General features: G+C 32.0%; 12 protein-coding genes. 9 read left to right on the top strand and 3 right to left on the bottom strand.

The genetic code is table 11. The annotated features are described in order from the left end of the window. The first annotated feature begins 69 nt into the window (after positions 1-69). The 3 genes from R3L15_RS13470 (at position 70) to R3L15_RS13460 (ending at position 2,050) form a co-directional block, all read left to right on the top strand. Positions 70-552 carry a DUF1761 domain-containing protein gene (locus R3L15_RS13470; protein WP_338732295.1) on the top strand — a complete coding sequence of 161 codons (483 nt, stop codon included), beginning with the start codon at positions 70-72 and terminating at the stop codon, positions 550-552. A gap of 59 nt (positions 553-611) precedes the next feature. Next, positions 612-1,769: a GNAT family N-acetyltransferase gene (locus R3L15_RS13465; protein WP_338732294.1), complete on the top strand. Its 1,158-nt coding sequence runs from the start codon at positions 612-614 to the stop codon at positions 1,767-1,769. A gap of 77 nt (positions 1,770-1,846) precedes the next feature. Next, positions 1,847-2,050, top strand: a complete 204-nt coding sequence (locus R3L15_RS13460; RefSeq protein ID WP_338732293.1) for a hypothetical protein — start codon at positions 1,847-1,849, stop codon at positions 2,048-2,050. On the opposite strand, the gene R3L15_RS13455 is transcribed toward R3L15_RS13460, so the two are convergent. Both R3L15_RS13455 and R3L15_RS13450 read right to left on the bottom strand, forming a co-directional pair. Beyond that, positions 2,047-2,439 (bottom strand): hypothetical protein, encoded by a 393-nt coding sequence (locus R3L15_RS13455; RefSeq protein ID WP_338732292.1) that lies wholly within the window; start codon positions 2,437-2,439, stop codon positions 2,047-2,049. The two genes, R3L15_RS13460 and R3L15_RS13455, sit on opposite strands and share 4 nt — an antisense overlap. 3 nt (positions 2,440-2,442) lie before the next feature. Then, on the bottom strand, positions 2,443-3,375 hold the full coding sequence (locus tag R3L15_RS13450) for an SPFH domain-containing protein (protein ID WP_338732290.1): 933 nt from the start codon (positions 3,373-3,375) through the stop codon (positions 2,443-2,445). 69 nt (positions 3,376-3,444) lie between these two features. Between R3L15_RS13450 and R3L15_RS13445 the strand changes: the two genes are divergently transcribed. Further along, positions 3,445-4,134 (top strand): hypothetical protein, encoded by a 690-nt coding sequence (locus R3L15_RS13445; protein WP_338732289.1) that lies wholly within the window; start codon positions 3,445-3,447, stop codon positions 4,132-4,134. 52 nt (positions 4,135-4,186) lie between these two features. Here the strand turns inward: R3L15_RS13445 and gltX are convergent, their stop codons facing one another. Continuing rightward, on the bottom strand, positions 4,187-5,698 hold the full coding sequence (gene gltX, locus R3L15_RS13440) for a glutamate--tRNA ligase (protein WP_338732288.1): 1,512 nt from the start codon (positions 5,696-5,698) through the stop codon (positions 4,187-4,189). 97 nt (positions 5,699-5,795) lie between these two features. Here gltX and R3L15_RS13435 point away from each other — a divergent pair, with 97 nt between their 5' ends. From R3L15_RS13435 to R3L15_RS13415, 5 genes are all read left to right on the top strand, one after another. Further along, positions 5,796-9,170, top strand: a complete 3,375-nt coding sequence (locus R3L15_RS13435; protein WP_338732287.1) for a DUF4175 family protein — start codon at positions 5,796-5,798, stop codon at positions 9,168-9,170. Then, positions 9,163-9,582 (top strand): rRNA maturation RNase YbeY, encoded by a 420-nt coding sequence (gene ybeY / locus R3L15_RS13430; protein ID WP_338732286.1) that lies wholly within the window; start codon positions 9,163-9,165, stop codon positions 9,580-9,582. Before R3L15_RS13435 ends, ybeY begins: the two co-directional genes overlap by 8 nt. 68 nt (positions 9,583-9,650) lie before the next feature. Beyond that, positions 9,651-11,522 carry a tRNA uridine-5-carboxymethylaminomethyl(34) synthesis enzyme MnmG gene (gene mnmG, locus R3L15_RS13425; RefSeq protein ID WP_338734146.1) on the top strand — a complete coding sequence of 624 codons (1,872 nt, stop codon included), beginning with the start codon at positions 9,651-9,653 and terminating at the stop codon, positions 11,520-11,522. A 79-nt stretch (positions 11,523-11,601) separates the two neighbouring features. Further along, positions 11,602-12,453 (top strand): class I SAM-dependent methyltransferase, encoded by an 852-nt coding sequence (locus R3L15_RS13420; protein WP_338732284.1) that lies wholly within the window; start codon positions 11,602-11,604, stop codon positions 12,451-12,453. Between the two features lie 214 nt (positions 12,454-12,667). Then, positions 12,668-13,183, top strand: a complete 516-nt coding sequence (locus tag R3L15_RS13415) for an OmpH family outer membrane protein (protein WP_338732283.1) — start codon at positions 12,668-12,670, stop codon at positions 13,181-13,183. Positions 13,184-13,319: the final 136 nt, after the last annotated feature.

Genomic DNA, 13,319 nt, shown 5'->3' with positions numbered 1-13,319 from the left:
ATTTACTTTAAAAAAGTTTTTTATTCCAATAATCACTATATTTAGTTTACTAACTAATTATATCATATTATGGAAATTAACTTTTTAGCTCTTTTAGCAGCTGCAGCTTCGGCGCTTGTTATAGGTGCCATTTGGTACAATCCTAAAGTTTTTGGATACGCTTGGGCAAGAGCAGCAGAAATGACCGAGGAGAAAATGAAAGGAGGTAATATGGCTAAGATTTTTATTTTGGCTTTTATTTTTGCCTTCCTATTAGCTTTTGCTTTACAATTTATAACCATTCATCAAACAGGAGCTTTAGGCATGGTTGGTGGCGATCCTAGTATGGCAGAACCGTCTTTTCAAGCCTTTATGGACGATTATGGTAATGCTTTTAGAACCTTTAAACACGGTGCTTTACACGGTACAATAGCGGGTGTTTTTATTGCGTTACCAATTTTAGGAACCAATGCCTTATTTGAAAGAAAAGGCACCAAATACATTTTAATAAATGCTGGATATTGGATTGTAACCCTAGCTATTATGGGCGGTATTGTTTGCAGATGGCAATAAAATTGTAATGAATATATAAAATAGAAGACTGATTATAAGTATCAGTCTTTTTTTGTGGTTTGATAAACTATAAGATTTACACAACATATAAACAACTTCCAAATTCGTGGGATACTTTGGTATCGCACGATATTTTTTTGCATTCTAATTATCTTAAAGCTATTGAAACGGCTTCACCTAACAATATTTCATTGTATTATGTTGGTGTTTTTAAACATGATAATTTGGTAGCGGTTGCCGTTTTACAACGCGTGCAGTTGTATGTAAAAGATATGTTTAGAAACAATAACGACTCTTGTTTTAGAGAACGTTTTAAAAGCTTGGTATCACTTATTTTAAAAGGGAATATTCTTGTTTTAGGTAATTTAACACATACTGGGCAACATGGTTATTTTATATCTAATGCCATTTCTGTTTCAGAATTTTCAGAAACAATTTTTAAGGTATTTAAAAATCTTAGACAACAAATTAAAGACCATTCCCAAAAACGCATAAGATTATTTCTACTAAAGGATTTCTTTAATACTGATGTTCTTCATCAAGAACGGGATAACTTCTCTAAAAAAGGCTTTTATAACGTAAAAGTACAACCCAATATGTTGTTTCAAGTTTCAGAATCTTGGCGTAGCTTTGATGATTATTTAAAAGCTTTAAACAAAAAATACCGTCGTCGTTATAAACGTGCTAGAAAAAAGTATAATGGTATTGTTTGCAAAGAATTGGATTTACAAACCATTAAAGAACAATCTAAAAGACTTTATGAATTATATAAAACGGTGTCAGATAATGCTAAATTCAATACGTTTATTTTACCAGAGAATCATTTTTTAATTTACAAACAAAAGCTTCAAGACAACTTTAAGGTTTTTGGCTATTATTTAAATGAGGAGTTAGTTGGGTTTTATACGCTTATTTTGAACAATAATAACGATTTGGAAACCTATTTTTTAGGTTATGATGAACGCTACCAATACAATATGCAACTGTATTTAAATATGTTGTACGATATGATTGCATTTGGCGTTAATAACAACTTTAAAACCATTGTTTATGCTAGAACAGCTATGACTATTAAGAGTTCGGTAGGAGCGAAGGCTTACCCTATGACAATGTATATGAAACACACAAATGGTATTTTAAATAGGTTGTTTAAACATATTTTTAAACTTATGAACCCTAAAAAGGGTTGGCAGGAACGTCATCCGTTTTCTAAATAAAAGTTTAACAGCCTTTTAAGCTTAAATAATTTAAATACTCTAGTGTTTTTTTGTATTTTATACTAAAGGCTATATCTATGAAAACCACACAAGATTTATTACAGGAGATTTCAACATTAACTAGAGATATAGAATCTAATTATCCAGAATTGTATAAGTATTTAGATGAAAATCCAATTACTATCCCAAATATGGAACATCCTAATATTGATAATAAAGCGTTAGAAGATTATTTAAGTAGTTTGAAGGCGTTAGTTAAAAAGTATCAAGAAGAGCATTAATTTAAGTCTAATTTTAGGCGTTCTACCTGTTGTTTGATACTACTGAAAACCTCGTTTTCAAAGGCTTGTTTGTGTATGGTAAGTTCTTTTGAAGGTGTTTTTAAAATAATATCGCCAGCAAATTCAGAAATATTATTGATGTTTTTAATATTAATCGACTTCCCAAAGAAGAAATCTTCTTTTATCACATCTTTTGTAATAATTAAATGATGTGTTTGTGTATCCAAAAAAGAGGATACTAGATAGAACAATCCTATGATTAAAAAAATATAATCGGTCCATCTAGTATCGTCCATAAAAACACCTATCGATCCAACAATAATCCAAAGAATACCAAGTGATAGATTAAAGTAGAAGCGTTTTTTACTTTTTTTGAAAGGAAAGGTCATATGTTATTCCTCATCGTTCTTTTTGTTTCTAGCTTCTTTCATTGCTTCGCCAATTTGGTTACTAGCTGTAAAACTTGCCACCATATTGTTAAGCATATCGCTACCAGCTTGTGGCGAATTAGGCAATAAAATTAAGTTACTATTGGTTTCTTCACCAATAGATTGTAGCGTATCGTAATGCTGCGTCACTACAATTAAAGCTGAGGCTTCTTGCGAGTTGATGCCTACACGATTTAATACTTCTACCGATTCTTCTAAACCACGTGCAATTTCACGACGTTGATCGGCAATACCTTGTCCCTGTAAACGCTTGCTTTCGGCTTCGGCTTTAGCTTTTTCAACAATTAAAATACGTTGTGCATCACCTTCGTATTGAGCTGCTATTTTTTCACGCTCAGAGGCATTAATACGGTTCATAGCAGCTTTTACTTGAGCATCTGGATCAATATCGGTAACAAGGGTTTTAATAATATCAAAACCATAGTCTAACATGGCATCGTTAAGCTCTGATTTTACAGCAATAGCAATATCATCTTTTTTAACAAAAACATCATCTAATTTCATTTTTGGCACTTCGGCACGAACTACATCAAACACATAACTTGTAATTTGGTCGTGCGGATAGTCTAGTTTATAAAATGCATCGTACACTTTTTCTTTAATTACGACATATTGTACAGATACTTTTAAGCGCACAAACACATCGTCTAAAGTTTTGGTTTCAACAATTACATCCAACTGCTGAATTTTTAAACTTAAACGTCCAGCAACACGATCTACTAGAGGAATTTTTATACGTAAACCAGAATGACGAATACCTTGAAAACGCCCAAAACGTTCTATTATAGCAGCAGACTGTTGTTTAACAATAAAGAAAGAAGAGATTAAAATAAGTAATCCAAAAAAAATAATAGGAATAAAAATAAATTGGCCCATAAGTGATGGTTTTAAGGTTTTAACTAATGTTTACTAATTTAAGCTATATTTGTTTTAATCACATATACAATGAAACAAAACAAGTACTTTATTTTATTAGTAGTCTTTTGCATAGGATTTGTTACAATTTCTCAGGCACAACATAGGCGATATGCCATTAAAAATGGCTTTGGAATTTACGGCGGGATTACACAATACGATATTTTAACCGATAATTTTGAAACCAAACCTGGTAATGGATGGATGGTTGGCGCATCGGCCACTGTCGATCTTCCACATAAATGGTACAATATAAGTTATACTATACAATTAGCCGAAAATGAAGTAGGTATTGCCACACGTCCCGTTACGTTACCAGCAGAATCTCAGTTTTTAGACTATAAAGTATTTACAGCCCAAATAGCCTTATTAATGCATGTAAAACTTATTAAAAGCTTTTTAACTATAGATATTGGTCCAATGCTTCAGTATAATGGCGAATTAAAACTGCAAGACGACCAATACGAAAATTTTATAGTTGCTAATTATGATAATCTCTTAGCTAAAGATATTTCTGATGTCAATAAATTTAATATTGATGGAACCGTTGGCGTATCAGCAGGATTTAGTCATTTTAGAGTAAAGGCACAGTATATTTATGGCTTTACCAATATGTTAGGAAAGTTAGATAAAGATGATAATTTAGATCTAACAGGAAATGATAAAAAGATTAAAGGCAACCAATCTATGTTTGCTTTTACAGCTATGATTACCTTTTAACGGTATTATTAAGCATAAAAAAAGCGCGTTGAAAAACGCGCTTTTTTGTTTTTTATAAAGTATTAATAATATTTTCTAATCGGTTAATGGTTTCGTTTTTACCAATTAAAAACATAATCTCGAAAACATCGGGACCTTGTAAAGCGCCAACTAGCGCTAATCGTAGTGGCATCATAACTTTACCAAAACCAATGTTGTTATTAGTTATCCAGCCTTTAATAACGGTTTGCATGTTTTCAACTGTAAAATCGTCAATCGATTCAATAACAAGGATAAGGTCTTTAATAAGTTCTGGCGTACCTTCTTTCCATGCTTTTTTAACGGCTTTTTCGTCTAATTCGGTTGGTGTTTCAAAGAAAAAGTGTCCTAAATTCCAAAAGTCGTAAACAAAAGTAGCACGTTCTTTAATTAAACTAATAACAAGCTCTATGTAGGCCTCATCGATATCTTTTAATTTATCGTTATAGGCAATTTTAAATTGTTGTGCTAAAACCGTGTTAGGTTGTTCTTGCATGTAATGGTGGTTAAACCATTTTGTTTTATCTGGATCGAATCGTGCACCAGCTTTATTTACTTTAGATAAATCGAAAGCGTCTATTAACTCTTTTAATGAGAAAATTTCTTGTTCTGTTCCTGGGTTCCAACCTAAAAAGGCTAAAAAGTTTACGACGGCTTCAGGAAAATAACCATCTTCTCTGTAACCTCTAGAAATATCGCCTGTTTTTTCGTCTTTCCATGCTAATGGAAATACAGGAAACCCTAATTTATCGCCATCGCGTTTGCTTAATTTTCCTTTACCAGTAGGTTTTAAAATTAGTGGTAAATGCGCAAATTGTGGTGCTTCCCACCCAAAAGCTTTGTATAATTGGTAATGTAAAGCTAAAGATGGCAGCCATTCTTCACCACGAATAACATGCGTAATTTTCATTAAATGATCATCAACAATATTTGCTAAATGATAGGTTGGCATGCCGTCGGCTTTAAATAATACTTTATCATCAAGCGTATTGGTATCTATTTTAATATCACCACGAATAATATCTTTTAAATGAAGTGTTTCGTCTTGCGGACTTTTAAAACGAATCACATAGTCTTCACCTGCATCAAGTTTTGCTTGTACGTCTTCAGCCGATAAGGCTAAGGAGTTTTGTAGTTTTAATCTGTTGTGCCAATTGTAAATAAAGGTTTTTCCTTTAGCTTCATGATCTTTTCTATGTGCATCAAGTTCTTCGGCAGTATCAAAGGCATAATAGGCTTTACCTTCGGAAACGAGTTTATCGGCATATTCTTTATACAAATGTTTTCGTTCGCTTTGGCGGTAAGGACCAAATTGTTCATTTTTTCCTGGACCTTCATCAAAAGGAATACCACACCATTTTAAAGATTCTATAATATAGTTTTCGGCGCCTTCTACATACCGATTTTGATCGGTATCTTCAATACGAAGTACAAATGTTCCGTTATATTTTTTAGCAAATAAATAGTTAAAAAGGGCAGTTCTAACACCACCTATATGTAGAGGTCCGGTTGGACTTGGTGCAAATCGCACACGAACGTTTTCCATGGTTTTTTAAATTTAATGCAAAGATACAATTAACACATTATTATAAAGACTTTGAAAAATAAAATTGTAGTTTAGTATGTTTACAGTATAATTAGGGATGCCAGTGAGTAACTTTGAGAAAATACAAGCCAAATTAGAGCAGTTTATTAAGCGGTTTTACTATAACGAATTGCTTAAAGGTGCTATTTTATTTTTCACTATTGGATTTTTATATTTTTTATTTACGCTGTTTATAGAATATGTATTATGGTTAAACCCAACAGCAAGAACTATATTGTTTTGGGTATTTATTGGTGTAGAATTAGCGCTCTTTTTTAAATTTATTTTACTTCCTATTGCCAAATTATTCAAGCTGCAAAAAGGTATTGATGCTATTGATGCCTCAAATATTATAGGAAATCATTTTCCTGAAGTTAACGATAAGTTGCTTAATGTGCTTCAGCTTAAACAAAACAACCAACACTCTGAATTGTTACTGGCGAGTATCGAGCAAAAATCGGAAGCGTTAACACCAATTCCGTTTAAATTAGCGATTGATTTTAAGAAAAACAATACGTATTTAAAATATGCGGCTATTCCTATTTTAATACTATTAATAAGCTATATTTCTGGACAAATAGAGTGGTTTAACGATAGTTATAATCGTGTTGTTAACTATAAAACAGCCTACGAACCGCCAGCGCCTTTTCAGTTTTTTATCATTAACGAGTCTTTACAAGTTGTTGAAGGAAACGATTATAAAGTACTTGTTAAAACAGCCGGAGACATTGTTCCAGAAAATGTACAAATTTCCTTTAATGATGAAAATTACTTTCTAAATAATACCTCTAATGGAAATTTTGAATTTACTATAAGCAAACCATTAAACGATATTTCTTTTAGTTTTCATTCTGGAAATGTACATTCTAAATCATACACCTTACAGGTTATAAAAGCGCCTGTAATTACCGATTTTGAAATGGTGTTAGATTATCCATCGTATATTGGTAAACCCAACGAATCTATTAAGAGTACTGGAAATGCTACAATTCCTAGTGGTACCAAAATAACATGGAGGCTTACTACCCAAGCTACAGAAGAGGTGTTTATGCTTGCTACCGATACTACAAGCTTTACGGCTAATAACAAGTCGTTTAGTACTACAAAGCACATATTTAAAAATTTAAATTATAGCATTACAACTAGTAATAGTAACCTAAAAGATTACGAAAACTTAAGTTTTTCTATTGATGTTATAAAAGATCAATATCCTGAAATATCAGTTAAATCTGCTGTAGATAGTTTAGACCAACAAACCTTATATTTTTACGGCCAACTTAGCGACGATTATGGTTTAAATAATTTACAAATGGTGTATTATGCCGTTGATAACCCTTTAGAAAAGCAAGTTGAAGACATGCTGATACCTAAATCTAATGTTGCCGAATTCACACAAATATTTCCTAATAATCTTAATTTAAAAGAAGGTGTTAGTTACCAAGTATATTTTCAAGTATCTGATAATGATGTGTTTAATAAAGGTAAGCAATCTAAAAGCCAAGTCTTTACTTATAGAAAGTTAACGTCTCAAGAAGTAGAGAATCAACAACTTAATCAACAAAGTGAAACGATTAAGCAATTGGATAAATCGTTAGAAAAATTTAATGAAAACGATAAGGAACTTGAAAAGATCTCCAAAACACAAAAAGAAAAATCTAAATTAAACTTTAATGATAAACGCCAACTTCAAAACTTTTTAAAACGTCAAGAGCAACAAGAAGAAATGATGAAAAACTTCAATAAGAAGTTACAAGATAACCTTGAGGAATTTCAGAATGAAGAACAAAAAGATGATTTTAAACAAGACCTAAAACAACGTTTACAAGAGAATGAGAAGCAATTAGAACAAAATGAAGATTTACTTAAAGAGCTGGAAAAACTTCAAGAGAAAATTAATAAAGAAGAATTATCAGAAAAGTTAGAACAGTTAGCAAAACAAAATAAAAATCAAAAACGCAGTTTAGAACAACTTTTAGAGCTTACAAAAAAGTACTACATCACAAAGAAAATGGAAAAACTTCAAAAGGAGTTAGACCAAATGGCCGAGGAACAATTACAACTTTCTAATAAAGAAAAAACCAAAGATTCTAAAGCAAAACAAGATAGTTTAAATAAGGCATTTAAAGACTTTCAAAAACAAATGAATGATTTAAAAAAGGACAATGAAAGTTTAATAGATCCTATGAAAATGCCAAATACAGATAAAACTGAGCAAGAAGTAAATGAGAACCAAAAACAAGCTTCAGAGCAATTAAAAGAACAACAGCAGAATACAGAAAACGGTAAGAAAGAAAACGCTAAACAAAATGCTAATAATGCCTCACAACAACAAAAGCAGGCTGGTCAAAAAATGAAAAAGATGAGCCAGCAAATGCAACAATCTATGGCAATGATGTCTGGAGGAGGAGAACAAATGCAAGAAGATATGGAAATGTTGCGCCAAATATTAGATAACTTACTCGTTTTTTCTTTCGATCAAGAGCAGCTAATGAATCAGTTTAAACGTATCGATGTCAACCACAATAAATATGCTAATTATTTAAAAGAGCAACATAGTTTAAAAGAACATTTTTCACATATAGACGATAGTTTATTTGCGTTATCATTAAGACAACCTAAAATTTCTGAACTTGTTAATAAGGAGATTTCCGATTCGTTTTTTAATATGGACAAAGCTCTCGATGTGTTTTCTGAAAATAGAATATTTCAAGGTGTTTCTTACCAACAATATACTATAACAGCAGCTAATAATCTGGCCGATTTTTTAAGTAATATTATGAATTCTATGCAAATGCAAATGAGTGGTCAAGGCCAAGGTGGTCAAAGTACCGATATGCAATTACCAGATATTATTATGAGCCAAGAAGAGCTTAACAAGCAGATGCAAGAAGGTATGAAAAAAAGCGATCAAGGTAAACCAAAGCAAGAGGGCGAAGGAAAAGAACAGCAAGGTGAGTCTGGTAAACCGAAAAGTGGTGAAGGTAAAGCTAGTGATAATAAAGGAGAAGGTAGCCCAAGTGAAGAGTCTTATGGTGAGGTTTTTAAAATATATCAGCAACAGCAAGAATTACGCAAAGCATTAGAGGATAAGCTTAGTAAAAGTGGTTATACTAATGAAGCGAAACAGCTGTTAAAACAAATGGAAGATGTTGAACTTTACTTATTAAATAAAGGATTTACTAACCAAACCTTGCAAAAAATGATGCAACTAAAGCACCAATTATTAAAATTGGAAAATGCAACTTTTAAACAAGGACAAGATAATAAACGTGAATCGCGAACAAATAATAGCAATTTCAATAATAACAGCAACAGTAATATTCCAGACATTAAAGAATATTTCAATACAAATGAAATTCTCAACAGACAAGCCTTACCTTTGCAGCCAAGATATAACAAAAAAGTGAAAGAATATTTTAATACTAATGATTAGCTTTAATTACGAAACCGACTTTCAAATATCAAACGAATCTTCATACAAGGATTGGATTTCTAATGTTATTAAGCTAGAAGATTGTAAAGAAGGTGATATAAATTACATCTTCTGTAATGATGATTATCTACACAGAATTAACGTAGAATTTCTTAACCATGATACCTTAACAGATATTATTAGTTTTGATTATTCGGTAGGAAAACAGCTACATGGAGATATTTATATTTCTATAGAACGTGTTAGCGAAAACGCACAAGATTTTAATGTTGAACTAAGCAACGAATTGTCTCGTGTTATAATACATGGTATTCTTCATTACTGCGGATATAAGGATAAATCGGAAAGCCAAAAGACACTCATGCGTTCTAAAGAAGAGCACTATATGAAGCTATTGCTTGATTCTCAATAAATCAACGTATATTTGCACCCCGAAAATTTAAGTTTAACCCTAATTGTTCCACGTGAAACACTATGAGTTTGTTTAGAGATACATATGATGTTATTGTTGTAGGTGCAGGACATGCTGGTAGCGAAGCTGCCGCTGCCGCTGCAAATATGGGTGCCAAAACACTATTGGTTACCATGAATTTACAAAACATTGCACAAATGTCTTGTAATCCTGCTATGGGAGGTATTGCTAAAGGGCAAATCGTGCGCGAGATTGATGCTCTTGGAGGTTATAGTGGTATCGTTAGCGATCGTACTGCTATTCAATTTAAAATGCTCAATAAATCAAAAGGACCCGCTATGTGGAGTCCTCGTGTGCAGAGTGACCGTATGCGATTTGCAGAAGAATGGCGAAATATGTTAGAGCAAACACCTAATCTAGACTTTTATCAAGAAATGGTTTCTGGACTCCTAGTTGAAGGCGATAAGGTTGTTGGAGTAAAAACATCTTTAGGGTTAGAAATTAAATCTAAAACAGTTGTCCTTACAAACGGAACTTTCTTAAACGGATTAATTCATATTGGTGATAAAAATTTTGGTGGTGGAAGAGCAGGAGAAAGAGCTGCAACTGGAATTACTGAGCAACTTGTCGATCTTGGTTTCGATTCGGGTAGAATGAAAACTGGAACACCGCCACGAGTTGATGGGCGTTCTCTTGATTATTTTAAAATGATTGAACAGCCAGGAGATGATAATCCTGAAAAGTTTTCTTATTTGAATATTACAAAACCGTTAACCGAACAACGATCGTGTTACATGACATATACAAGCCCTGAAGTTCATGATTTATTGCGTGATGGTTTTGAAAGATCGCCAATGTTCAATGGTAGAATTAAAAGTACCGGGCCAAGATATTGTCCTTCTATTGAAGATAAAATAAACCGATTTGCAGATAAAGATAGGCACCAATTGTTTGTTGAGCCTGAAGGGTGGAATACAGTAGAAGTTTATGTAAATGGGTTTTCTACATCGCTCCCAGAAGACGTTCAATTTAAAGCACTAAGTTCTGTTGCTGGTTTTGAAAATGTAAAGTTTTTTAGACCTGGTTATGCTATCGAATATGATTATTTTCCGCCAACACAATTAAAACATACTTTAGAAACTAAGCTTGTTAATGGGCTTTATTTTGCTGGTCAGATTAATGGAACGACTGGGTATGAAGAAGCGGGTTCCCAGGGATTAATGGCAGGTATAAATGCGGCTTTAAAAGTACAAGAAAAAGATGCTTTTACGTTAAGTAGAAGTGAAGCTTATATAGGTGTTTTAATAGATGATTTAATTACAAAGGGAACAGAAGAGCCTTATAGAATGTTTACTTCACGCGCCGAATATAGAACACTGCTTCGTCAAGATAATGCCGATTTTAGGTTAACACCAAAGTCGTATGAGATTGGTTTAGCAAAATTAGATCGTATGAAACGCATGGAAGAAAAGAAGCAAAACTCTGATGCGTTTGTGTCGTTTTTTAGAGAGACCAGTGTTAAACCAGAAGAAGCAAATCCTGTTTTAGAAGCTAAGAAATCATCGTTAATGAAGCAGTCCGATAAGATGTTTAAAATCTTTTCTAGACCTAAAATCACCATTGATGATATGCGTCAATTTAAAGCTGTAGATGCATATATTCAATCTCACAATTTAGATAACGAAGTTATTGAGCAAGCCGAAATACAAGTGAAGTATTCTGGATATATCGAGAAGGAAAAGAACAATGCTGATAAATTAAATAGGTTAGAAGGAATAAAAATACCGCCTAATTTCGATTACTCTAAACTTAAATCTATGAGTATGGAAGCGCGTGAAAAGTTAAACAAAATTCAACCTGTTACGATCTCTCAAGCATCAAGAATAAGTGGTGTTTCTCCAAGCGATATTTCTGTGCTTTTAGTTTATATGGGCCGATAAATTTTTAATCGTTCCACGTGGAACGATTAAGTTAAAAACATAAAATTTGTCATTCCAAACTTGTTTCCAGAATTTAAATATGAATAACAAATCAACCTATTTAACCGTAAAAGATCATTCAGTTTCTGGTGAAGATTTTCAATTAATTTATAATTCGGAATACGATATGTTAGAAACATATCCACAACCAAAAGCCGAAAAACTTTCCGAATATTATAAAAGTGATAATTATATTTCGCACACCGATGCCAAACGTAATTTGTTTGAAAAAACATATCATCTAGTTCGTTCTATTTCTTTAAAGCGAAAATTAAAACTCATTAATTCATTTGCGTCTTCGGAGAAAAAGCTGTTAGATATTGGTTGTGGCACAGGAGATTTTTTGCAAACAGCCCTACAAAATAATTGGAATGCTTTTGGTATTGAGCCAAATTCTCATGCAAGAACTATTGCAAACTCTAAAACAAATAATCAAGTTTACCAGATTGATACATTAGAAACTTTCGAAAACGAAAGTTTTGATGTTATTACACTTTGGCATGTTCTAGAGCATTTACCAAATTTAGATAATGAAATAAAACGGTTGCATAGATTATTAAAACCAAACGGTAGAATAGTGATAGCTGTTCCAAACTTTAAAAGTTACGATGCTAACCATTATAAAAAATTTTGGGCTGCTTATGATGTGCCGAGGCATCTTTGGCATTTTTCCAAAACGTCAATTTCTAAATTATTCTCAAAACAACATTTAAAAGTCGAAAATATAAAACCAATGCCGTTTGATGCGTTTTATGTTAGCTTACTATCCGAAGAATATAAAACAGGATCTAAAAATCCATTACGAGCTTTTTGGACAGGATTGCAGTCTAATATTAAGGCCAAACGAAGTGGAGAGTATTCTTCGTTAATTTATATCCTAAACAAGGACTAAAACTTGTTTTAAGGCGTTTTAAGAGCTTTTCTGTTTTTAAACACCGTATTGTGTCAAGTGTTTTCACAAACGCTATTTAAGGCTTTATTAGAAAGGTTTTTTAATAAGAAAAAATTATAATTATTTATTTTAGTATAACTTTTACTAATATATTTAGTTTTAACGTTTTCACTCAACAACTTTATTACATTTGCAGAAAATAAATACATAAAAAATGAAATACACTTTAGCTTTAGTTTTATCTGTTTTATTGTTTACATCTTGTCAGCAACAAAAAATAGGTTTTGTAGACAATGGTACTTTAATTAATGACTACCAAGAGAAAATTGATATCGAGAAAAAATTTCAAACTAAAATCGATGCCTTTCAAAAACGAACCGATAGTATTAGTCAAGCATTTCAATTAGAAGCACAAGAATTTCAATTAAATGCTAGAAAATTATCTCAGCAGAAAGCACAAGAACAATACGAAGCTTTAGGAAAGAAACAGCAAATGCTTCAACAAAAAATTCAATTTGAAGAACAACAAATTCAACAAGAAAGCCAGACAGAGATAGATTCGTTAATAGATAAAGTTAAAGACTATGTAAAATCTTACGGCGAAACACATGGTTACACTTATATTTTAGGAAGTAATGAAGGCGGAAGCGTTATGTATGGAAAAGATGAAAACGATCTAACCGAAACAATTTTAAAAGAACTTAACGACGCTTACAAAGCAAAAAATTAAGTAATTAATTGATTATTATTTTAAAAAAGCCAGATAATTTTTATCTGGCTTTTTTGTTTAACATATTGATTTTTATATAGTTATGTTGTTTTTGTGATGGTTAATATTTTTTAAACGTAACATTATACGCGCTAAA

The sequence above is a fragment of the Mangrovimonas cancribranchiae genome, assembly GCF_037126245.1.
In the GTDB taxonomy this organism is placed as follows: Bacteria; Bacteroidota; Bacteroidia; order Flavobacteriales; family Flavobacteriaceae; genus Mangrovimonas; species Mangrovimonas cancribranchiae.
Note: the sequence above shows the minus strand (reverse complement) of the source record. Positions and strands in the feature narration are given on the sequence as shown.